Source organism: Streptomyces sp. NBC_01217, assembly GCF_035994185.1.
In the GTDB taxonomy this organism is placed as follows: domain Bacteria; phylum Actinomycetota; class Actinomycetes; order Streptomycetales; family Streptomycetaceae; genus Streptomyces.
In genome coordinates, this window is record NZ_CP108538.1 from 7945416 (window position 1) to 7967691 (window position 22276).

A 22276-nucleotide genomic window follows, 5' to 3' on the forward strand; every position below is an offset into this window, starting at 1 on the left:
CTGCGCCATGTGCGGCTCTCAGACCTGAGCCACGAGTCCGGGATGCTCGTGCTCGCAGGCGTCGTCGATGCCGTGCGTGTCCCATACGGGGAACGGGTCGACGGACGGGAGGGCCTCGCCCTCGGCCATGAGACAGCCCGCCAGGGCCGCCCGCAGGGCCTCGGCGCGCAGTTCCGTGCCGATGAACACCAGCTCCTGCCCCTGGCAGGTGTCCGCGTCCCGAGCTCCGGAGGGCTCGAAGCGCGCGACGGCTCCGGCCTGCGACCACAGGCCGGTCACCCCCGGCCGGCAGGCCAGCCAGAAGAAGCCCTTGGAGCGCAGGATCTGCCCGAAGTCCCCGCTGTCGAGCCCCTCGGTGACGAAGGACCACAACCGGCCCGGGTGGAAGGGGAGTCCGGATCGAAAGACGGTGCTGGAGATGCCGTACTCCTCGGTCTCCGGCACATGGTCGCCGTTGATCTCCCGCACCCAGCCGGGGGCCTGCTGGGCCCGCTCCAGGTCGAACAGCCCCGTGCCGAGCACCTCGCCGAGGTCCACCCGCCCGTGCAGGGCGGGCACGATCCGGGCCACCGGGTTGAGCCGGGTGAGGGCCGCCCGGAGCCGGGCCGCGGCATCCGCGTCGACCAGGTCGAGCTTGTTGAGGACGATGACGTCGGCGAATTCGATCTGGTCCATGAGCAGGTCGCTGACGGTGCGTTCGTCGTCCTCGTACTGGTCGAGCCCGCGCTCGGCCAGCCCGTCGCCGCCCTGGAATTCCGGGAGGAAGTTCGCGGCGTCGACGACGGTGACCATGGTGTCGAGGCGGGCGAGATCGCCGAGGGTGGCGCCGTCGTCGCGGGGGAAGGCGAAGGTGGCCGCGACGGGCATCGGTTCGGAGATGCCGCTCGACTCGATGAGGAGGTGGTCGAAACGGCCCTCGCGGGCGAGACGGTCGACCTCCTCCAGCAGATCGTCGCGCAAGGTGCAGCAGATGCAGCCGTTGGTCATCTCGACCAGACGTTCCTCGGTGCGCGACAGAGCCGCCTCGCCACCGCGCACGAGCGCGGCGTCGATATTGACCTCGCTCATGTCATTGACGATCACCGCGACGCGCAGGCCCTCGCGGTTGGCGAGCACATGGTTGAGCAGAGTGGTCTTGCCGGCGCCGAGGAAGCCGGACAGGACGGTCACGGGCAGTCGGTCGTGCGTCATGCGCTCAGCCCTCGGGGCGCAGCAGCCCGCGCTCGTAGGCCTTGGCCAGCCGCTGCGGTACGCGATAGGTGGCGCCGTCGACGGTGACCGGCACCAGTTGCGGGGTGACGGCCTTCCACTGGGCGCGGCGGTGACGGGTGTTGCTGCGGGACATCTTCCGCTTGGGAACGGCCATGTCGGTCTCCTGGTTCGATGGGCGGGCTCAAAAGTTACATGAAAATGGATTCCATTACCAAGTGTGGAGCGCGCCGGAAGGCGGGCGGCGCCTGACGTCTCAGGAGCCGCCCGCCGGGGTGGGAGGGGTCAGCCGACCGTGAAGTGGTAGGTCACGGGTGCGGAGTTCACGGTCGTGCCATTGATGAGCTCGCCGGTGGCCTGGAAGGTGAGGGTGTAGTCGCCCTCGGCCTCGAAGGCCCAGTTGGTGTGGTGGTGGGTTCCCGCGGGGACGGTCACGGTGTCGGGGAGCCCGTCACCGCTGTCGAACCGCTTGGTGGGGGTTCCCTGGCTGACGTCGTACACGCTCACATCGGCCGGGCCGCTGACCGCGGTCAGCTTCAGCTGTACGGAGTCGTTACGGAAGGCGCCGGCCGGGACCTCGTGCGCGGCCCAGCCGGCGTACAGCAGATCGGTGTTCTGGGTCTGCGGCAGGATCCACACCGGGTCGCCGGGGGAGCCGAGGAACGAGTAGGCGGCGATGCCGGGCACGGTCGTCTCGGCCTCGGGCCTGACGTGCAGGGTGACTTCGGCGGGGTCGCGCTCGACCGGGGTGGTGCCGGTCTCGTCGTGCAGGCCGAGTTCGAGCGTGCCGCCCTCGTATGCGATGTCGACGACATCGACATGGCCCTCGGAGAGTGTGACCGGGACGGCCTGGGCCGGGGCGGCGGCCAGTCCGATCGTGGCGGCGACCGCGCCGGAGAAGAGTATGGCGCGCGTCAGGGTGGCGGACATCGAACCTCCTGGTGAGGTGAAGTGGACATGCTCACGCTATACAAAATGAAAATCATATTCAATAAACTTCCAAGGCGGGCGGCCGAGTTCCTGGCAGCGCAAGCTTGATGTCGGATTCCCGCCAGCCCCCGGGTGCCCGGTGGCCGATGCTTGAGCCATGTACACCGACACCGAGCGCTGCGTGCGGGCCGTCCGGTCGAAGGACGCCCGCTTCGACGGCTGGTTCTTCACGGCGGTCCTGACCACCCGGATCTACTGCCGGCCCAGCTGCCCCGTCGTACCGCCCAAGGTCGAGAACATGACCTTCTACCCAAGCGCCGCCGCCTGCCAGCAGGCCGGATTCCGGGCCTGCAAGCGCTGCCGCCCCGACACCAGCCCCGGCTCCCCGGAGTGGAACGCGCGCGCCGACTCCGTCGCCCGCGCTATGCGGCTGATCCGGGACGGGGTCGTCGACCGCGAGGGCGTCCCCGGCCTCGCCGCCCGGCTGGGCTACTCCGCACGGCAGATCGAACGCCAGCTCCTCGCCGAGCTGGGCGCCGGCCCGCTCGCCCTCGCCCGGGCGCAGCGCGCCCAGACCGCGCGACTGCTCATCGAGACGACCGGACTCCCCATGGCCGAGGTCGCGTTCGCCGCCGGGTTCTCCTCGATCCGTACCTTCAACGACACCGTCCGTGAGGTCTTCGCACTCGCACCGGGCGAGCTGCGCAGCCGCGCCGCCCGGTCCACGGCACCGTCACCCACTCCGGGCGTGATCGCGCTGCGACTGCCGTACCGGGCCCCGCTCAACCCCACCAACCTCTTCGGCCACCTCGCCGCCACCGCCGTCCCCGGCGTCGAGGAGTGGCGCGACGGCGCCTACCGCCGCACGCTCACCCTCCGCTACGGACACGGCATCGTCGCCCTCACCCCGCACCCCGACCACGTCGCCTGCAGGCTCTCCCTCACCGATCCGCGCGACCTCACCCTCGCGATCAGCCGCTGCCGCTGGCTGCTCGACCTGGACGCCGACCCGGTGGCCGTCGACGAACAGCTGCGCGCCGATCCGCTGCTCGCCCCCCTGGTCGACAAGGCGCCGGGCCGGCGGGTGCCGCGTACCGTCGACGGTGCTGAATTCGCCGTACGGGCGGTGCTCGGCCAGCAGGTCTCGACCGCGGCCGCCCGCACCCACGCGGCCCGTCTGGTCACCGCCCACGGCCTCCCCGTCGACGACCCGGAGGGCGGCCTCACCCACCTCTTCCCGACCCCCGGGGCCCTCGCCGGGCTCGACCCCGAACAGCTCGCCCTCCCGCGCAGCCGCCGCACCACCCTCACCACACTCCTCGGCGCACTCACCGACGGCTCACTGCGCCTCGGCACCGACAGCGACTGGGAGAAGACCCGGGCCGAACTGACCGCCCTGCCGGGCTTCGGTCCCTGGACCGTCGAGGTGATCGCGATGCGGGCGCTCGGCGACCCGGACGCCTTCCTCCCCACCGACCTCGGCATCCGGCGCGCGGCCGTGGAGCTCGACCTCCCGTCGACGCCCGCAGCGCTCACCGCCCGCGCGGCGGCCTGGCGTCCCTGGCGGGCGTACGCGGTCCAGTACCTCTGGACCGTGGACGATCACCCCATCAACCACCTGCCCGCATGAGAGAGTTGGGAAGTCCAGTCATTACCGCGACGCATACGCGCGAGGCGACCCGGCAGCACACGGTCGTCGACAGTCCGTACGGTCCGCTCACCCTCGTCGCCACCGACGGCGTCCTCGCGGGCCTCTACATGACCGGCCAGCGCCACCGCCCGCCCGAGGAGACCTTCGGCGACCCGGACCCACGTCCCTTCACCGAGACGATCCGCCAGCTCGACGCCTACTTCACCGGTGAACTGCGCGAGTTCGACCTGCCGCTGCATCTGGATGGCACCCCGTTCCAGCGCAGCGTCTGGGCGCAGCTCCAGCGGATTCCGTACGGCGAGACCCGCTCGTACGGCGAACTGGCCGAAATCCTCGGCAAACCCGGCGCCTCACGGGCGGTGGGCCTCGCCAACGGCAAGAATCCGGTGGGCATCATCGTCCCCTGCCACCGTGTCATCGGCGCCTCGGGCAGCCTCACCGGCTACGGCGGTGGGCTCGACCGCAAGCAGCGGCTGCTGGCCTTCGAGAACGGTACGCAGGACGACGCCCCGGCGCTCTTCTGACGCCGCCCGCGCGAAGAACACGACGAACACGAAGAACACGACGAACACGAAGAACACGACGAACACGAAGAACGCGACGAAGACGAAGAGCGCGAAGGAGACGAAGACGGGCTCGGGAAGACCACATCCCGAGCCCGTCCGCAAGCCGCGCCGATTCGGCGGAGACGTCAGCCGGTGAAGATCTCCACGAGGGTCCAGACCGCCAGCCCCAGCATGCAGAGCCCGCCGATCCGCTGAACCGTCCTGAGCGGCACCCGCTTCGCGATGAACCGCCCCGCGAGCAGGGCCAGTGCCGAGACGGACATCAGCGCGGCCGCGGACCCGATCGCCGTGGACCAGGTGCCGTTGCTCGCGGCCAGACTGGCCGTGGTGATCTGGGTGAGATCGCCCCACTCGCTGATGAAGACCGCCATAAAAGCGGTCGAGTAGACCGGCCAGAAGCCGGTCACCGTCCTGGTGCCTGCCTCGTCGCCGTCCCCGCCGCCGCCGTTGCGCAGCAGCATGAACGCGCCGAACGCGAAGAGGGAGGCCGAGACGAGCTTGACGGTCCAGTCGGGCAGCAGCCCGATCAGGCTGCCCGCCCCGACGGCGATGGCGACGTGCACGATGAACGCGGACGACGTGCCGAACCAGACATACAGCGGCCGCATGCGGGTGCCCATGGCCAGCGACGCGAACATCGTCTTGTCCGGGAGTTCCGCGAGGAAGATCAGCCCGAAGGCGGTGAGAATCGCCAGGGGGTCGAGGTGCATTCCGGGTGGCTTTCTGTGAGAGCCGGGCCCCGGGCCTTCGCGAAGCGCCACTCGGGCTGTCCGGAGGACCACTCGGCCCGGCATGACGTCAGCGCCCACGGGCGCGGGCGTGTCATACCTGACCGAAGGTCTCGCCCGCCCGTGACGATCCACGGGCCCGGCCACCGGGAACCCGGGGGCTCCAGTGTGTCGACGACCGGTTTTCGGGGCTACTCCCCTTCGCAGCCATCCACTCTACCCCACGACCGACGGGGGCAGCGCAAATGTTCGATCCGGGGCCCCTGTCCGGCGGTGGGCCCGTTACGGAGCCATGGGCTTGACCATCAGCAGGAAGGCCTGCGGGGTGCCCTCCCGCGAGTCAGCCTCGCGGACCAGCCGGGCCTGTACCCGGAACCCGGTCTTCACCAGCAGCTCGGCCACGTCGTCGGGCGGGAACCGGTAGACGTCCAGCGCCACCGTGTGACCGTACGCCTGCTCCAGACGCACGCACTCGGCACCGACCTTGAAAGCCATCAGCAGATGGCCGCCGGGGGCCAGCACACGGTGGAACTCGGCGAAAATGTCCGGCAGTTGCTCCGGCGGTGTGTGGACGAGGGAGTACCAGGCGAGCGCACCGGCCAGACTGCCGTCCGCCAGATCCAGAGCGGTCATCGACCCCTCGTCGAACGTGAGGTCCGGATACGTCCGGCGGGCCACCGCGATCATGCCCGGCGACAGATCGATGCCGAACGCGGTCAGCCCGAGATCGCGCAGATGGACCGTGACGCGGCCCGGTCCGCAGCCGAGATCGCCCACCCGCCCGCCGCCGCCCGCCTTCACGAGATCGGCGAAGGCGGTCAGCATGGCGCGGTCGTAGGGCTTGTCCGTCAGTTCGTCGGCCAACAGCGCGGCGTAGTCGACGGCGACGGTGTCGTAGGAGGCCCGGGTGGAGTCGAGGGAGGAAGGTTCGGTCATGCGGGGAACCTACAGCCCCCCTCTGACACTCCCGGGCCCCTCGGCCCCTCAGCCCGCGGAGCCAGGACCGGAGGAGCCCGTACCCGTATCCGTGTCCGAGCTCAGCCGCTTCAGCAGCGCGGGGAGCGCCGTACCGATGGGCTCGCGGATCGTTTCGTCGGCCAGTGCGTCGTACGGCGTCGGCTCCGCGTTCACCACGGTCAGCCGCGCCCCGTTGTCCACCGCGATCCCGGCCAGCGAGGCGGCGGGCTGCACCTGCAGCGTCGTACCGACCGCGATGAACACCTCGCAGGCCTTGGCGATCGACATCGCCTCGCCCAGCACCACCGGATCGAGCCGCTCACCGAACATGATCGTCGCCGACTTCAGGATGCCGCCGCAGACCGTGCACGGCGGGTCGGCCTCGCCCGCCTCCACCCGGGCCAGCGCCTCGTCCATCGGGGAGCGGGCATGACAGCGGGTGCAGACCACCGTGCGCGCGGTCCCGTGCAGTTCGACGACCTTGCGGGCGGGAAGACCTGCCAGCTGATGCAGACCGTCCACGTTCTGGGTGATCACCCGCACCGGGGTGCCGGACCGCTCCAGCTCCGCCACCGCACGGTGGGCCGCGTTCGGCTCGGCGCCCCAGGTCGCGCTGGTGCGGCGCATCTGCCAGGAGCGGCGGCGGATCTCCGGATCGGCCATGTAGAAGTCGTACGTGACGAGCTTCTCGGCCTCCGGGTCCTTGCGCCAAAGTCCATTGGGCCCGCGGTAGTCGGGGATGCCGGAGTCGGTGGAGATACCGGCGCCGCTGAGGATCGCGACGAGAGTCATGGAACGAGCGTACGCAGCGTCCACCGCCGCCCGCGAGACCATTTCCCCCGGTGCCGGGGTCCGGCTCGCGGGCGCCGGCAGCCCGCGGGAAGCCGTCAGGCCGCGGGACCGACAGGGCTGAACGGTGACGGGGTCAGACCCGTCCAGGTGTTCAGCACGGCGCGGGCGGTCTGCTCGGTGACGCCGCCCTCCTGGACCGTGCCGCTCTGCCCGACGTAGAACCGCCCGTCGTCGAGCGAGACCAGCCCGTACTGGCCGTACTGCCCCGGCACCGGCCACCCGTACGTGCCGGTCGCGGCATCGCGTGCCCCCTCTCGCAGCAGGGGCAGCAGCAGACCGCGCTCCGGCCGCTGCTGACCGCGGACGGGGCCGCGCACCGGCTTTCCCGCACCGTCCAGCGCGAAGACGGAGTAGTTGGGGAAGCCCGGCTTGGCGCCCTTGTAGACGGCCATCAGCCAGTTGCCGCTGTACCCGTCGTACTCCAGGTTCTGCACGCCGTACGTGGTGTTCCCGGTGTACGCGAAGAACTTGCCGCCGACGTGTGCCGGGCCGCTGGTGTGCGGGGCGGATTCGGTCAGCGGGCGCTCGTACTTCTTCCACCGCGTGATGTCGTACTGGAGCAGCACCTGATGGTCGTTGTCCGTGCGGCCCGTGTTGGCGTACACGCCGTACGCGACCGTCAGCCGCTGCTCACCGCGCTTGCCGCGCCGGTCGCCGAAGGCCGGGCCGAACGCGACGCCGTCGATGCCGCTGCAGCCGTAGCGGTGGTCGGGCGTACCGCCCGTGTCGCCGTCGAAGACGCCGTCGCCGTTCATGTCGGCGGTGAAGTCCTTCACCACCTCTTCGAGGTAGACGGTCGAGACGACACCCGTGGACTGGGCGTCCATGTTCATCCTGGTGATGCGGTCGACGTCGAGGATCGCGATGTAGAAGGACTTCGCCTCCTTGTACTCCAGGGAGCCGTAGACCCTGCCGTCCTTCTCGTTGAAGTCCAGATCGCCGAGATGGCCGGTGAACCCGGTGACCGAGCCGACGGGATTGCCCTTGAGGTCGGTCTTGACCAGCAGGTTGGTCATCGAGAAGTACATGAAGCCCTTGCGCCGGTCGATGGCCATGCCCTGGACATGACCCGACTGCCAGGCGCCGCCGTCGACCGACAGCGGCACCTCGCGGTGTGCGGCCGGGGCGGCGGCCGGTTCCGCGGTGGCGGCGGCGGTCGATGACATGGCGAGAACTGCCGTACAGACGAACGCTGCGACGATCGTGGCCGGCAGCCCACCGAGGTGTCCCGTGTGCGTACGCATGATCCCTCCGCTGTCGTGGAGTTCGGATGATGCCGGTCGACCGTGCACTGCGGACAAATGACACATGAACGCGGGTGCCCGGAAGCCGTCGTCCGGGCTACTGGCTGACGAACTGTCAAGACGGCGGTGTGCAACGGGAGTACGGGCCGTGCGCGAGCGGGTCCGTGGCTCAGCCGGCCACCGGGCGGCCGTCCTCCAGCTCCACCGCGCCGCCACCGGAGTCGAGCACGTCCAGCGCCGCCCTCAGACGCAGTGCGAGACCGCCGAGCAGATAGCGGTCCAGGTCGTCGCGCTCGACCAGTCGCCAGGACAGGAGCTCCTCCTCCGGCAGCCGGATCGTCTTCAACTCCGCCTCGGCCAGCACTCCGCCGTCGTACAGATACGCGGCGATCGGTGGCCGCTTCGGGCCGCGTGCCCAGTCGATCGCGAGCAGCCGCCCCGGCTCCCGGTCGAGCCCGATCTCCTCGGTCGTCTCGCGCCGCGCGGCCTGCCGGGGACTCTCGCCCTCGTCCGACTCGACCGTTCCGCCGGGCAGCGCCCAGCCGTCCCGGTAGTTGGGCTCTACGAGCAGCACTCGCCCCTGGGCGTCCCGGAACACGGTGGCCGCGGCGGCCAGTACGCGGGGGAGCCCCGCGATGTAGGTGGCGTAATCAGTGGTGGTCACGCGGGCAGCGTAGTAGGGGCGCAGCCCGTCGGACGACGGCTCTGGGCAGCGGGTATCGGCTGCGGATAGGGTCGGGGGCGGCGCGACTGCCTGTTCGAAAGCAAGGGATTCAAGGTGGCGGACGGAGCAGTGATGGAGACCGCACGCGTGCTCGTCGCGGCGGACAAGTTCAAGGGTTCGCTCACGGCCGTGCAGGTCGCGGAGCGGGTGACGGCCGGGCTGCGGCGTGTCGTCCCCGGAGTGCGGGTGGAGACCCTGCCCGTGGCGGACGGCGGCGACGGCACGGTGGCGGCGGCGGTTGCCGCCGGGTTCGAGCGCCGCGAGGCGCGGGTGACGGGGCCGCTCGGGGATCCGGTGACCGCGGCGTACGCGCTGCGCGACACCACGGCGGTGGTGGAGATGGCCGAGGCCTCGGGCCTCCAGCACCTCCCCGCAGGGGTGTTCGCCCCGCTCACGGCCACGACGTACGGCTCGGGCGAACTGCTGGCCGCGGCGCTCGACGCGGGCGCCCGGACGATCGTGTTCGGCGTCGGCGGCAGCGCGACCACGGACGGCGGCGCGGGCATGCTGACGGCGCTCGGCGCCCGCTTCCTGGACGCGGACGGAAAGCCCGTCGGCCCCGGTGGAGGCGGCCTCGCAGCCCTGGCCGAGGCGGACCTGTCCGGCCTCGACCCGCGCATGGCCGACGTGGACCTGATCCTCGCCAGTGACGTGGACAACCCGCTGACGGGCCCGAAGGGCGCCCCGGAGGTCTACGGCCGTCAGAAGGGCGCGACCGAGGACGACATCGCGACCCTCGATGCCGCGCTCGCCCACTACGCGTCCGTCCTGGGCCCGGACCACGCCCGGCTGCCCGGCGCAGGCGCGGCGGGCGGCATCGGCTACGGAGCACTGGTCGCCCTCGGCGCCCGCTTCCGCCCCGGCATCGAGGTCATGCTCGACGTCCTTGGCTTCGCCCCCGCGCTGGCACGCGCCACCCTGGTGATCACCGGGGAGGGTTCCCTCGACGAGCAGACCCTCCACGGCAAGGCCCCGGCAGGCGTCGCCGCGGCGGCCCGCGCCGCGGGCGTCGAGGTCGTGGCGGTCTGCGGCCGCCTCACCCTGCCACCGGAGGCCCTGACCGGCGCGGGCATCACCCGCGCGTACGCCCTCACGGACCTGGAACCGGACCCCGCGGTGTCCATGGCCCAGGCGGGACCGCTACTGGAACGGGCGTCCGAGGCGATCGCGCGCGACTTCCTGCTGTAGCCCGCGGCGAGCGGTCCTCGGACACCGGACGGCCGTGCATTCCAGCCTGTCCGGCGTTTGAGGACCGGAGCCCGGGGCGGATCCCCGGTTTCGGGAAGGGGCACTCCCACCCCACCACGTCACCCCAAGGAGGGCGCCGCCCCCTCCCCGTCATCGGCCTCCGCGTCAGGCCGCTCCTCATCGGCGAGCAACTCCGCCAGACACCGCAGCTCCACCGGCAGATCGCGCCGCCACGCCATCGTCACGAACGGGGCAAGAATGATCATGCCGCCGTCCAGATGCGGCTTGACCGAGACGTTGACCATCGTTCCCCGCCTGCTCGGACTCAGCCGGAATTCGAGTTCCGGCGAGTGGCGGCCGAGCGGGGTCCACATGCGCGCACCGCGGAAGGCCAGATACTCGACGGGCGTGCTCGCGGTGCACGTGAGGCGGTGCGCCCGTCGTCGGCCAGGGAACTTACAGGTGTACTCGTCGCCGAGTTCCGTCCTGATCGGGCCCTCGATCACCTGATCTATGCTCGATGACCACACGGCCAGGTTCCGCGGGTCCCGGAGGAACGAGAAGATCTCGTCGGCGGGGCGGGACACATGGACATTCGCAGACACATGGGGCATGGCTCCACCTCTTACGGCGCCCGTCCGCCCGAGTCTCGGCGTCCGGTTGCCTTCGTCGCGGTGCCGTCGCCCCTCAGCCTGCTGCGGATCGCGGGTATGTGCACGCTCCGTACGGCCGATGGAGTGAGTCAGATGTCCCGATGTGCCACTTTCTCGGAGAGTTGCGCACAGAGTCGCTTGATTTCCTGGTAGGTGCGGTTCCGCTCGGTGACGACCGCCCCTAGGAGCAGAGCTGTCAGCGACGTGGCTCCGTTGAACGCCTGGAGCGTGATCATGTTGGTGAGCAGACCGTGGTCGGAGAAGGGGCCGGTCATCCGCCCGGCGGCGAGGACCGCGAGGACGGACACGCCCAGCGCGCAGCACGCGGCGCCGGCCTGCTCGAAGCGGAAGGCGGCCCAGATCAGGAAGGGAAACACGAGGAAGAGCAGTGAGGTTCTGGCCGTCTGGGTCGCCACGAGCGTGACGGCCAGCGTGCACGCCACCAGCGCGGCCGCCTCGGCCCACCTGGGCAGGCCGATGCCGCGCGGCCACCGGAACCTTCGCAGGACGAGCAGGAACGGCGTGACGACCATGACGCCCATGGCGTCGCCCGTCCACCAGACCGACCAGGTCGGCCAGAAGCCACTGGCTGGGAGCGCCCCCGCCAGGACCAGGATGCCGGTGCCCACGGTCGCGCTGATCAGCATGCCGCCCAGCGCGCCGAGGAAGACCAGCGCCAGCGCGTCCCGTAAGCGGTCCAGATCGTTGTGGAAGTCGGCGCGGCGCAGTATCAGGTAGGAACAGAGCGGGGAGAGGGTGTTTCCGGCCGCGATGACCAGTACGGGCAGCACGGAAGGCCCGATGAAGACGGTGAGGGCGCCGAGCGCGATCGCGGGCCAGATCGGCACACCGAACACGAGCAGCGCCGCGACCGCGATCCCGGTCGGCGGCCACAGCGGTGTGACCTGGCCGCGGACCAGCTGCTGGAGCAGCCCCAGCCGGGCCGTCGCGAAGTAGCAGACGACCACCGCCAGGTACGTCAGGACCGTGGTCGTGTGCTGCCGGAGCCGAGCGCTGTCCACCACAGCAGCATCAGACACCACGTCGGGGCGTCGCGAACGGTCAGGCACGCCGACGCCACTTTGATCAAACGGACGTACGAGGCACGAGGTATGTCCCGCTAGCCGCCGTCCGGCACACCGTCGTAGCGGACGACGAGGACGGCGGCGTCGTCCTCGTGACCGGTCAGGTCCGTCACCTGGATCACGCGCGAGGCCAGCTCGCCGGGATCGGCTCCGTCCGCAGCACCGACCACGGCGACCACCGCGGCCAGCCCTTCGTCGATCGCGTACCTCGGCCCTTCCACGACCCCGTCGGTCACCAGGACCAGATACCCGGGCTGCCTCAGCCGCCGATGGGTCACGGGGTACTGCTGGCCCGGCAGAATTCCCAGGGGCACCCCGCCGGCGTCCAGGGAGATGCCCGCGTCGCCGTCGTCGGTGCCCCAGACGATCGGGACATGTCCGGCGCGGGCGACGCAGAGCTCACCGGTCCGCGGGACGATGCTCAGCAGACAGCAGGTCGTGAACAGGTCACAGCCCATCGAGATCAGCAGTTCGTTGGCGCACGCCAGCACCTTGCCGGGGTCGACCGTGACGCTGGCGAGGGCCCGGAGACTGGCACGGGCCTCACCCATGAACGCGGCGGCCTCGACACCGTGCCCCTGCACATCACCGATGGCGATCCCGGCCGCCCCGTCCTTCATCGCGAACGCGTCGTAGAAGTCGCCGCCGACGGCCAGACCGTCCTGCGAGGGCGAATACCGGGCCGCGGTCCGGATACCCGGAAACTCGGGCAGCGAGTCGGGGAGCATGTGCTGCTGCAGCGCCATGCCCAGCTCTGCCCGGGCCCGCTGGAGCCTGATGTTCTCCAACGCCTGATCGACCAGGCGCCCGAGGGTGATCAGGAGCTCCTGGGTGCTGTCCGGTGCGCTGTGGTGTCGGTGCATGACGTTCCCGGGCGTTTCGGTGCGCCCCTGTTGAAACCTTAGCCCGCCGCCGCAGGCCGGACACGTGGCTGACACAGAAGGACCGGCACACGCAGAAGGGCCCCGGGTGCTGGGCGGGTTCTAGCGATCCCCGCAACACCCTGGTCTTCAGGGAGTTGCGGGGATCGTGGATTTTGAGGGCTTGAAGGTGAGGTTCTTCGAGGCGCTGGACCGGGAGAACGGCAGTGTCGCGGGGGCTGCTCGGGTGGTCGGGGTGAGCCGTCACACGGCGGCCGGGTGGGCGCGGAAAGCCGGCGTGCGTGGGCGTGGGAAGCCGGGCGCGGCCGGGCATCCGGGGCGAGTGGAGTACGACAGGCTTCGCGCGTCCGGGGTCCGGCAGCGGGAGGCCGCGGCACTGGTCGGGGTCCATGAACGCACTGCGCGGGACTGGGACCGTGGTATCAGGAAGAGCAACGGCGCGCGCCTGCACCCGGACGGGCGCCGGATCGATTACAAGACCGGTGTGACAACCACCAGTGCCGCATCGCGGGAGCCGTCCGTTGCGGCGGTCGAGGCCGAGCTGCACCACCGGTTCCTGACGGTGGCGGAGCGGGAGTTGATCGCTGACTTGCGTCGTGAGGGTCAATCGCTGCGGGCGATCGGGCGAGCGCTGAGCCGACCGGCCTCCACGGTCAAGCGGGAGATCGACGCCCATTCGGTCGAGGGCGTCTATCAGCCGCACCGGGCACAGCGGGCGTGGGCGAAGAGCCGTCCGAGGCCCAAGGCGTCCAAGCTCGCTACGGACGGTCCGCTGCGTGATTACGTCGCCCACAAGCTGCAGCAGCAGTGGTCACCTGAGCAGATCTGTCACGCTCTGGTCACCGAGTTCCCCGACGACGAGAGCATGCGCGTGAGTCCGGAGACGATCTACCAGGCGATCTACGTGCAGGCCCGTGGCGGACTGCGCCGTGAAGTCGCGGCAGCGCTGCGCACCGGGCGCACCCGCCGCAAGCCGCACCGCAGCCCGGACCAGCGAACGCGCCGGTTCGTCGACGAGATGGTGATGATCTCCGAGCGGCCGCCCGAGGTCGCAGACCGGGCGGTTCCCGGCCACTGGGAAGGCGACCTGATCGTCGGCACCCGCAACGAGAGCGCGATCGTCACCCTGGTCGAGCGCTCCACCCGCTATGTCATGCTCGGCCACCTGCCCGGCGGGCACACCGCCGAGGAAGTCCGTGACGTGCTGGTGCCCCTGATCCAGACCCTTCCCGAGCACCTGCGCGGCTCGCTGACCTGGGACCAGGGCTGCGAGATGGCCGCGCACAAGCAGTTCACCGTGTCCACCGGTGTTCCGGTCTACTTCTGCGACCCGCACTCACCCTGGCAGCGCGGATCGAACGAGAACACCAACGGCCTGCTACGGCAGTACTTCCCCAAGGGCACCGACCTGTCCGTGCACAGCCCCGAAGACCTCGAACACGTCGCTCAGCAACTCAACGGCCGCCCACGCAAAACGCTCGGCTGGAAAACTCCAGCCGAGCGTCTGCGTGATCTACTGACGACCACGTAAGCCATCAGGTGTTGCGAGGACCCCGAGAATCTGCCCTGGGGAACACCCGGGGCCCTTCTCATGTGTCTTCGGTACCACTAAGGCAGCTGCGTCGCCCGTGCCTCACGTCGGTTGCCGCGGAAGGTGTTGACCCGCCGTGCCGTCGCGAAGAGCGGGATGACCGCTCCCAGGACCACCTGCAGCGCGCAGCCGGTCTGGAGGAGCAGCTGACCGCCGGGGGCGTCGAACGCCCACGCGGCGAGGAGCCCCATCGCGGCCACGATCCAGCTGAGCATCGCCACCGCGAGGACCCCGCGCGGCTTCGGGTACTCGACCCGGCTGACCATCAGCCACGCCACTCCGACGATCGCGAGCAGCGTCGGTACGAAGGGCAGCTCCAGGAGCACGATCGAGACGACCGTCAGCGCTCCGAAGGGGCTCGGCATGCCCTGGAACATGCCGTCCTTCATGGTCACGCAGGAGAATCTCGCAAGCCTGAGCACCACCGCCAGCAGTACGACGATCGCTGCGAGCGCCGACACCCGCTGGTATGCGTCGTCCGCGACCATGCCGTACACGAGGACGAAGTACGCCGGGGCGAGTCCGAAGCTGATCAGGTCCGAGAGGTTGTCCAGCTCGGCCCCCATAGGTGAGGAGCGCAGCTTGCGTGCCACGAGCCCGTCGAAGAGGTCGAACACCGCGGCCATGAGCATGAGGATCACGGCGGTGGCCGCGGAGTGCCGCGCCATGCCGCTCTCGTCGCTGCCCGTGAGGTGCGGGATGAGGATTCCGGTGGTGGTGAAGTACACCGCCATGAAACCGCACGTGGCGTTGCCGAGCGTGAGGGTGTCCGCTATCGACAGCCGCAGAGAGAGCGGCATGTCCTCGCCGGCGTCCTCCTCGGACTCCGCCTCGGGCACCCAGCCGGCCTGCGTGTCAGGGTCAATCACGGTCAATTCGAGTCACCCCCGCGGTGGTGGCCTGGCCGACCTCGACCGCGACATCGATACCTTCCGGAAGGTAGATGTCGACCCGGGAGCCGAAGCGGATCAGACCGATGCGCTCGCCCTGCTCCACCTTCGTGCCCTGCGGGATGTAAGGGACGATGCGACGGGCGACCGCGCCCGCGATCTGCACCATCTCGATGTCACCGAGCTCGGTGTCGAAGTGCCAGACAACGCGCTCGTTGTTCTCGCTCTCCTTGTTGAACGCCGGAACGAACCCACCGGGGATGTGCTCGACCGAGGTCACCGTGCCGGCCAGGGGGGCACGGTTGACATGGACGTTCAGCGGGCTCATGAAGATCGCGACGCGGGTGCGCCCGTCCTTCCACGGCATGATGCTCTGCACCACGCCGTCGGCCGGGGAGATGACCCGGCCCTGGGTGATCTCGCGCTCGGGGTCGCGGAAGAACCACAGCATGCCCGCCGCGAGCGCGGTGGTGGGCACGGCCACCGCGGCCCAGCGTCCGGACCTGCGGGCCCGGGTGAGGCTGAGTGCCGCGGTGGCAACGGTCGGGAGGAGCCACGGCGAAGCTCCGCGCGCAAGGCGGACTCCGCCGCGTGGTGCAGAGGTTTGGCTGTCGGGCATGGATGACCTTCGTAGCGGATGATGCCGCGCTGGCAACGGGGGACGGCGGCTTTTCCGGCGATGTTATCGGTTGCGAGCCGCAACTGGGCAAGCCAGCAGCCGAGTCGAACGGCTTGAAGACACCGCCTGAGGATGACAGGGTGTGATCTTCTTCGCGGCTAAATCACCTCGAAAGGGACGATCACCCCTGGAACCGGTACTCCTCGAGGAGTCGGCGCCCAATGATCATTTTCTGGATCTCGGCGGTACCTTCACCGATCAGCAGCATCGGGGCCTCCCGGTAGAGGCGCTCGATCTCGTACTCCTTGGAGAAGCCGTAACCGCCGTGGATCCGGAAGGCGTCCTCGACGACTTCCTTGCAGTACTCGGAGGCGAGGTACTTCGCCATCCCTGCCTCCAGGTCGTTTCGTTCCCCGGAGTCCTTTTTGCGCGCTGCGTTCACCATCATCGCATGGGCGGCTTCCACCTTGGTGGCCATTTCGGCCAGCTTGAACTGGATCGCCTGGTGCTGGGCGATCGGCTTTCCGAAGGTCTGGCGCTGCTGGGCATAGGAAACGCCCAACTCGAATGCACGCTGTGCGACGCCGCAGCCACGCGCGGCCACATTCACCCGGCCGACCTCGACGCCGTCCATCATTTGGTAAAACCCTCGGCCCGTGGTGCCGCCGAGTACACGATTGGCCGGAATGCGCAGTCCGTCCATGATGAGTTCCGTCGTGTCGACGCCCTTGTAACCCATCTTGTCGATCTTCCCGGGAATGGTGAGCCCCGGCCGGACCTCGCCGAAGCCCGGCTCCTTCTCCACCAGGAAGGTCGTCATCGACTTGTGCGGGGGCGTTCCCTCGGGGTGGCCTTCGTCACTCTTGCAGAGCACGGCGACGAGCGTGGACGTGCCACCGTTCGTCAGCCACATCTTCTGGCCGTTCAGGACGTACTCCTCGCCGTCCCTGATGCCCTTGGAGGTGATCGCCGCGACGTCGGAGCCCAGCGCCGGCTCGGACATCGAGAACGCGCCCCGGACCTCGCCCAGCGCCATCCGGGGCAGGAAGGTGTCCTTCTGCTCCTGGGTGCCGTGCTGCTTGAGCATGTACGCCACGATGAAGTGCGTATTGATGATTCCCGACACGCTCATCCAGCCGCGCGCGATTTCCTCCACGCACAGCGCGTATGTGAGCAGCGACTCACCCAGACCCCCGTACTCCTCGGGAATCATCAGCCCGAACAGGCCGAGTTCCTTGAGCCCCTCGACGATCTGTGCCGGGTACTCGTCACGGTGCTCCAGCTGGGTCGCGACCGGAATGATCTCCTTGTCGACGAAATCCCGGACCGTGGAGAGAATCTCCCGCTGGACATCGTTGAGACCGGCGGTCTGGGCGAGTCGCGTCATGGCTACTTCTCCACGTTCTTCTGCGAAGGCTGGTTCAGCTCGGGGCGGCCGGGCTGCTCGCCGCCGCGCTCCTTGATGTACGTCTCGGTGGGGACCATCACCTTGCGACGGAACACGCAGACCAGCGTGCCGTCCTGCTTGTACCCCCTGGTCTCCACGTAAACGATTCCGCGGTCGCTCCTGGACTTCGACGGAGTCTTGTCGAGAACGGTCGTCTCGCCGTAGATCGTGTCGCCGTGGAAGGTCGGCGCGACATGCTTCAGCGACTCGACCTCAAGGTTGGCGATCGCCTTTCCGGAGACATCCGGAACCGACATGCCGAGCAGCAGGGAGTAGATGTAATTGCCGACGACGACGTTCTTTCCGAAGTCGGTCGTCTTCTCCGCGTAGTTGCTGTCCATGTGCAGCGGGTGATGATTCATGGTCAGCAGACAGAAGAGGTGGTCGTCGTATTCGGTGACCGTCTTTCCGGGCCAGTGCTTGTAGATCGCACCGACCTCGAACTCCTCGTACGTGCGTCCGAACTGCATGATCAGGCCTCCGGCGCTTCGAACTTGGAGGTGCGCTGCATACCGGCCGCGCGGCCCTTGCCCGCGATGACGAGCGCCATCTTGCGGCTCGCCTCGTCGATCATCTCGTCGCCGAGCATCGCCGAACCCTTCTTGCCGCCCTCCTCCGAGGTGCACCATTCGTATGCGTCGAGGATCAGCTCGGCGTGGTCGTAGTCCTCCTGCGAGGGCGAGAACACCTCGTTGGCCGCGTCGACCTGACCGGGGTGCAGCACCCACTTGCCGTCGAAGCCCAGCGCCGCCGCACGGCCCGCGACCTCGCGGTACGCGTCCACGTCACGGATCTGCAGGAAGGGACCGTCGATCGCCTGGAGGTCGTACGTACGGGCCGCCATCAGAATGCGCATCAGGATGTAGTGGTACGCGTCGGCTCCGTACCCGGGCGGCTGCTGACCGACGACCAGGGTCTTCATGTTGATCGACGCCATGAAGTCGGCCGGGCCGAAGATCAGGGTCTCCAGGCGGGGCGAGGCGGCGGCGATGTCGTCGATGTTCACCAGGCCCTTGGCGTTCTCGATCTGCGCCTCGATGCCGATCTTCCCGACCTCGAAGCCCATCGTCTTCTCGATCTGGGTGAGCAGCAGATCGAGGGCGACGACCTGCTGGGCGTCCTGGACCTTGGGCAGCATGATGCAGTCGAGGTTCTGGCCGGCGCCCTCGACGACCGTGATGACATCGCGGTACGTCCAGTGGGTCGTCCAGTCGTTGACCCGCACGACCCGGGTCTTGCCCGTCCAGTCGCCGTTGTTCAGCGCGTCGACGATGTGGTGCCGGGCGCCCTCCTTGGCGAGCGGCGCGCAGGCGTCCTCCAGGTCCAGGAAGACCTGGTCGGCCGGGAGGCCCTGGGCCTTCTCCAGGAACCGCGGGTTCGAGCCCGGCACGGCCAGACAGGAGCGGCGCGGACGCAGACGGTTCACGGCGGGCGTGGGCGTGGTCATGCGGGGACCTCCAGAGGGTCGAGCTTGTTCGCTTTCCGGATCTCGTCGACGATACGGCCGATGATCTCCGTGATACCGAAATCCTTAGGGGTGAACACGGCGGCGACACCGGCCCCGATCAGGGCCGCGGCATCGGCGGGCGGAATGATCCCGCCCGCGATGACGGGTATGTCGTTGGCGTCGGCCTCGCGCAGCCGGTGCAGCACGTCCGGCACCAGCTCGGCGTGCGAGCCGGACAGGATCGACAGTCCGACGCAGTGCACGTCCTCGGCGAGCGCGGCCGAGACGATCTGTTCGGGGGTCAGCCTGATCCCCTGGTAGACGACCTCGAAACCGGCGTCACGGGCGCGTACGGCGATCTGCTCGGCGCCGTTGGAGTGCCCGTCCAGGCCCGGCTTGCCGACCAGCAGCCGCAGCCGCCCGGTGCCCAGGTCGGCCGCGGTGCGGGCGACCTTCTCGCGGACCAAAGCGAGCGGCGTACCGGCCTCCGCGGTCACCGCGACCGGGGCGGACGAGACTCCGGTCGGCGCCCGGAACTCGCCGAAGACATCGCGCAGCGCCCAGGACCACTCGCCGGTGGTGACACCGGCGCGGGCGCACTCCACTGTCGCTTCCATCATGTTCTCGGTGCCCGCGGCGGCCTTCTTCAGCGCCGCCAGCGCCTCGGTGGCGCGGGCCTCGTCGCGGTTGTCGCGCCACTCGTGGAGCGCCGCGACGACCCTGGCCTCGTTGGCGGGGTCGACCGTCATGATCGCCCCGTCGAGGTCCGCGGTGAGCGGGTTCGGTTCCGTCGTCCCGTAGATGTTGACGCCGACGATCTTCTCCTCGCCGCCCTCGATCCGGGCCCGGCGGGCGGCGTGCGAGGAGACCAGCTCGGACTTCAGATAGCCGGACTCGACGGCTGCCATGGCGCCGCCCATCTGCTGGATCCGGTCCATCTCGGCGAGCGACTCGGTGACCAGCTCGTCCACCTTGGCCTCGATGACATGCGATCCGGCGAAGATGTCCTCGTACTCCAGCAGATCGCTCTCGTGCGCGAGCACCTGCTGGATACGGAGCGACCACTGCTGGTCCCAGGGACGGGGGAGCCCCAGGGCCTCGTTCCAGGCCGGCAGCTGGACGGCGCGGGCTCGGGCGTCCTTGGAGAGGGTGACGGCCAGCATCTCCAGGACGATGCGCTGGACGTTGTTCTCCGGCTGCGCCTCGGTGAGCCCGAGGGAGTTGACCTGGACGCCGTAGCGGAAGCGGCGCTGCTTGGCGTCGGTGATGCCGTACCGCTCACGGGTGACCCGGTCCCAGATACGGCCGAAGGCGCGCATCTTGCACATCTCCTCGATGAAGCGGACGCCCGCGTTCACGAAGAAGGAGATACGGGCGACCACATCGCCGAACTTCTCCTCGGGCACCTGGCCCGAGTCGCGCACGGCGTCCAGGACCGCGATGGCCGTCGACATGGCGTACGCGATCTCCTGGACCGGAGTGGCCCCCGCCTCCTGCAGGTGGTAGCTGCAGATGTTGATCGGGTTCCACTTCGGGATGTGGTTGACCGTGTACGTGATCATGTCGGTGGTCAGCCGCAGCGAGGGACCGGGCGGGAAGACATGCGTCCCGCGGGACAGGTACTCCTTGACGATGTCGTTCTGCGTCGTGCCCTGGAGCTTCGTCGGATCGGCGCCCTGTTCCTCGGCGACCACCTGGTAGAGCGCCAGCAGCCACATCGCGGTGGCGTTGATCGTCATCGAGGTGTTCATCTGCTCCAGGGGGATGTCCTGGAACAGCCTGCGCATGTCACCGAGGTGCGACACGGGCACGCCGACCCGGCCGACCTCGCCGCGGGCGAGGATGTGATCGGGGTCGTAACCCGTCTGCGTCGGCAGGTCGAAGGCGACCGACAGACCCGTCTGGCCCTTGGCCAGGTTGCGCCGGTAGAGCTCGTTGGACGCCTCGGCGGTCGAATGGCCGGCGTACGTCCGCATGAGCCACGGGCGGTCCTTCTGACGTCCGCTCATATCAGACGTTCCTGAAACGGTTGATGGCATCGATGTGCTGCTCGCGCAACTCCTGGTTGCGCACGCCCAGGCCCTCACGAGGGGCGAGCGCCAGCACGCCGACCTTGCCCTGGTGGAGGTTGCGGTGGACGTCGTACGCGGCCTGGCCGGTCTCCTCCAGGGAGTACACCTTCGACAGCGTCGGGTGGATCTTGCCCTTGGCGACCAGCCGGTTGGCCTCCCACGCCTCGCGGTAGTTGGCGAAGTGCGAGCCCACGATCTTCTTCAGCGACATCCACAGGTAGCGGTTGTCGTACTCGTGGTTGTAGCCGGACGTGGAGGCGCAGGTGACGATCGTGCCGCCCTTGCGGGTCACGTAGACCGAGGCGCCGAACGTCTCGCGGCCCGGGTGCTCGAAGACGATGTCCACGTCCTCGCCGCCGGTCAGCTCACGGATGCGCTTGCCGAACCGCTTCCACTCGCGCGGGTCCTGGTTGTGCTCGTCCTTCCAGAACTTGTAGCCCTCGGCGTTGCGGTCGATGATCGCCTCGGCGCCCATCCTCCGGCAGATGTCCGCCTTCTGCTCGCTGGAGACCACACAGATCGGGTTGGCGCCACCGGCCAGGGCGAACTGTGTGGCGTATGAACCGAGCCCGCCGCTGGCGCCCCAGATCAGCACGTTGTCGCCCTGCTTCATGCCCGCGCCGTTGCGCGAGACGAGCTGGCGGTACGCGGTGGAGTTGACCAGGCCCGGGGCCGCGGCCTCCTCCCAGCTGAGGTGCTGCGGCTTCGGCATCAGCTGGTTGGACTTGACGAGCGCTATCTGCGCCAGGCCGCCGAAGTTGGTCTCGAAGCCCCAGATGCGCTGCTCGGGGTCGAGCATCGTGTCGTTGTGGCCGTCCGAGGACTCCAGTTCGACCGAGAGGCAGTGCGCGACGACCTCGTCGCCGGGGTGCCAGGCGTTGACGCCGGGGCCGGTGCGCAGGACGACGCCCGCGAGGTCGGAGCCGATGACGTGGTACGGGAGGTCGTGGCGCCTGGCGAGCTCGCTGAGCTTTCCGTAGCGCTCCAGGAAGCCGAAGGTCGCCAGCGGCTCGAAGATCGAGGTCCAGACGGAGTTGTAGTTCACCGAGCTGGCCATGACGGCGACCAGTGCCTCGCCGGGGCCGAGTTCGGGCACCGGAACCTCGTCGAGATGCAGCGACTTGCGGGGGTCCTTGTCACGGGTGTCGAGCCCGGCGAACATCTCCGTCTCGTCCTTGTGCACGGTCACCGCGCGGTACGACTCAGGGATGGACAGGGCCGCGAAATCCGCGGCCGTACTGTCCTGCGATTGGATCGCGTCCAGGATTTCCTTCACGGTGTGCCTCCGGTGAAGCGGCGTCGAGGGACGCCAGAGGGTCCCTGCCAACGGGGGTGCGGTGCGATGTGGAGGTGCTGCCGTCGGTTCGGCTGGTAAAGCTTCGGCTTGCTCTGTGGAGCAGAAGGGTTTGCCTGTGACGCAGGCGTCCGGGCGCGCAGGCAATTGCTTGCGGGGACAGCCGGCGTACGTGAGGTCTCAGCACGCCGGCCGCCCGGACAACTTCAACGTATGGCACTCCGTGACACCTGGCAAGGCACTGGGTG

The 22276-nt window shown here is 69.2% G+C and carries 22 protein-coding genes; 4 read left to right on the forward strand and 18 right to left on the reverse strand.

Going from position 1 to position 22276, the window contains the following annotated elements; genetic code table 11:
* Nucleotides 1-18: 18 nt before the first annotated feature.
* The 3 genes from OG507_RS35500 to OG507_RS35510 form a co-directional block, all read right to left on the reverse strand.
* Nucleotides 19-1191 (reverse strand): GTP-binding protein, encoded by a 1173-nt coding sequence (locus OG507_RS35500; protein WP_327371194.1) that lies wholly within the window; start codon nt 1189-1191, stop codon nt 19-21.
* 4 nt (nt 1192-1195) lie between these two features.
* Complete coding sequence (gene rpmF / locus OG507_RS35505) at nt 1196-1366, reverse strand: 50S ribosomal protein L32 (RefSeq protein ID WP_327371195.1); 171 nt, start codon at nt 1364-1366, stop codon at nt 1196-1198.
* A 128-nt stretch (nt 1367-1494) separates the two neighbouring features.
* A complete protein-coding gene (locus tag OG507_RS35510) occupies nt 1495-2139 on the reverse strand; it encodes a choice-of-anchor M domain-containing protein (RefSeq protein ID WP_327371196.1) in 645 nt (214 codons plus the stop codon).
* Nucleotides 2140-2296: 157 nt separating this feature from the next.
* On the opposite strand from OG507_RS35510, the gene OG507_RS35515 reads away from it, so the two are divergent.
* Together OG507_RS35515 and OG507_RS35520 are read left to right on the forward strand one after the other, a co-directional pair.
* Nucleotides 2297-3769, forward strand: a complete 1473-nt coding sequence (locus OG507_RS35515) for an AlkA N-terminal domain-containing protein (protein WP_327371197.1) — start codon at nt 2297-2299, stop codon at nt 3767-3769.
* A gap of 20 nt (nt 3770-3789) precedes the next feature.
* A complete protein-coding gene (locus OG507_RS35520; RefSeq protein WP_442811127.1) occupies nt 3790-4314 on the forward strand; it encodes a methylated-DNA--[protein]-cysteine S-methyltransferase in 525 nt (174 codons plus the stop codon).
* Between the two features lie 167 nt (nt 4315-4481).
* Here OG507_RS35520 and OG507_RS35525 read toward each other — a convergent pair whose 3' ends face one another.
* The 5 genes from OG507_RS35525 to OG507_RS35545 all read right to left on the reverse strand — a co-directional run bounded on the left by OG507_RS35525 (nt 4482) and on the right by OG507_RS35545 (nt 8801).
* Nucleotides 4482-5066, reverse strand: a complete 585-nt coding sequence (locus OG507_RS35525) for a TMEM165/GDT1 family protein (protein WP_327371199.1) — start codon at nt 5064-5066, stop codon at nt 4482-4484.
* 300 nt (nt 5067-5366) lie between these two features.
* Nucleotides 5367-6020, reverse strand: a complete 654-nt coding sequence (locus OG507_RS35530) for a class I SAM-dependent methyltransferase (protein WP_327371200.1) — start codon at nt 6018-6020, stop codon at nt 5367-5369.
* Between the two features lie 48 nt (nt 6021-6068).
* Nucleotides 6069-6833 carry an SIR2 family NAD-dependent protein deacylase gene (locus OG507_RS35535; RefSeq protein WP_327371201.1) on the reverse strand — a complete coding sequence of 255 codons (765 nt, stop codon included), beginning with the start codon at nt 6831-6833 and terminating at the stop codon, nt 6069-6071.
* Between the two features lie 95 nt (nt 6834-6928).
* On the reverse strand, nt 6929-8137 hold the full coding sequence (locus tag OG507_RS35540; RefSeq protein ID WP_442811070.1) for a hypothetical protein: 1209 nt from the start codon (nt 8135-8137) through the stop codon (nt 6929-6931).
* Nucleotides 8138-8306: 169 nt separating this feature from the next.
* A complete protein-coding gene (locus OG507_RS35545) occupies nt 8307-8801 on the reverse strand; it encodes an NUDIX hydrolase (RefSeq protein WP_327371202.1) in 495 nt (164 codons plus the stop codon).
* Between the two features lie 132 nt (nt 8802-8933).
* On the opposite strand from OG507_RS35545, the gene OG507_RS35550 reads away from it, so the two are divergent.
* Nucleotides 8934-10049 (forward strand): glycerate kinase, encoded by a 1116-nt coding sequence (locus OG507_RS35550; RefSeq protein ID WP_327371203.1) that lies wholly within the window; start codon nt 8934-8936, stop codon nt 10047-10049.
* A gap of 119 nt (nt 10050-10168) precedes the next feature.
* Here the strand turns inward: OG507_RS35550 and OG507_RS35555 are convergent, their stop codons facing one another.
* The 3 genes from OG507_RS35555 to OG507_RS35565 form a co-directional block, all read right to left on the reverse strand.
* A complete protein-coding gene (locus tag OG507_RS35555) occupies nt 10169-10663 on the reverse strand; it encodes an SRPBCC family protein (protein ID WP_327371204.1) in 495 nt (164 codons plus the stop codon).
* A gap of 128 nt (nt 10664-10791) precedes the next feature.
* Nucleotides 10792-11727: an MASE1 domain-containing protein gene (locus OG507_RS35560; protein WP_442811071.1), complete on the reverse strand. Its 936-nt coding sequence runs from the start codon at nt 11725-11727 to the stop codon at nt 10792-10794.
* Between the two features lie 95 nt (nt 11728-11822).
* Complete coding sequence (locus OG507_RS35565) at nt 11823-12650, reverse strand: PP2C family protein-serine/threonine phosphatase (protein WP_327371206.1); 828 nt, start codon at nt 12648-12650, stop codon at nt 11823-11825.
* Nucleotides 12651-12990: 340 nt separating this feature from the next.
* Here OG507_RS35565 and OG507_RS35570 point away from each other — a divergent pair, with 340 nt between their 5' ends.
* Nucleotides 12991-14199: an IS30 family transposase gene (locus OG507_RS35570; protein WP_442811097.1), complete on the forward strand. Its 1209-nt coding sequence runs from the start codon at nt 12991-12993 to the stop codon at nt 14197-14199.
* A 77-nt stretch (nt 14200-14276) separates the two neighbouring features.
* Here OG507_RS35570 and pssA read toward each other — a convergent pair whose 3' ends face one another.
* The 7 genes from pssA to ccrA all read right to left on the reverse strand — a co-directional run bounded on the left by pssA (nt 14277) and on the right by ccrA (nt 22010).
* Nucleotides 14277-15134, reverse strand: coding sequence for a CDP-diacylglycerol--serine O-phosphatidyltransferase (pssA, locus tag OG507_RS35575; protein WP_327371207.1), 858 nt, complete (start codon nt 15132-15134; stop codon nt 14277-14279).
* On the reverse strand, nt 15121-15768 hold the full coding sequence (locus tag OG507_RS35580) for a phosphatidylserine decarboxylase (RefSeq protein ID WP_327371208.1): 648 nt from the start codon (nt 15766-15768) through the stop codon (nt 15121-15123). The genes pssA and OG507_RS35580 overlap by 14 nt, the downstream gene beginning before the upstream one ends.
* A 181-nt stretch (nt 15769-15949) precedes the next feature.
* The gene (locus OG507_RS35585) at nt 15950-17155 is read right to left on the reverse strand and encodes an acyl-CoA dehydrogenase family protein (RefSeq protein WP_327371209.1); all 1206 of its coding nucleotides are present in this window, start codon (nt 17153-17155) and stop codon (nt 15950-15952) included.
* Between the two features lie 2 nt (nt 17156-17157).
* The gene (locus OG507_RS35590) at nt 17158-17685 is read right to left on the reverse strand and encodes a MaoC family dehydratase (protein WP_327371210.1); all 528 of its coding nucleotides are present in this window, start codon (nt 17683-17685) and stop codon (nt 17158-17160) included.
* Between the two features lie 2 nt (nt 17686-17687).
* Nucleotides 17688-18662, reverse strand: coding sequence for an HpcH/HpaI aldolase/citrate lyase family protein (locus OG507_RS35595; RefSeq protein ID WP_327371211.1), 975 nt, complete (start codon nt 18660-18662; stop codon nt 17688-17690).
* Nucleotides 18659-20671 carry a protein meaA gene (locus OG507_RS35600; protein WP_327371212.1) on the reverse strand — a complete coding sequence of 671 codons (2013 nt, stop codon included), beginning with the start codon at nt 20669-20671 and terminating at the stop codon, nt 18659-18661. Before OG507_RS35600 ends, OG507_RS35595 begins: the two co-directional genes overlap by 4 nt.
* 1 nt (nt 20672) lies before the next feature.
* Nucleotides 20673-22010, reverse strand: a complete 1338-nt coding sequence (gene ccrA, locus OG507_RS35605) for a crotonyl-CoA carboxylase/reductase (protein ID WP_327371213.1) — start codon at nt 22008-22010, stop codon at nt 20673-20675.
* Nucleotides 22011-22276 lie beyond the last annotated feature (266 nt).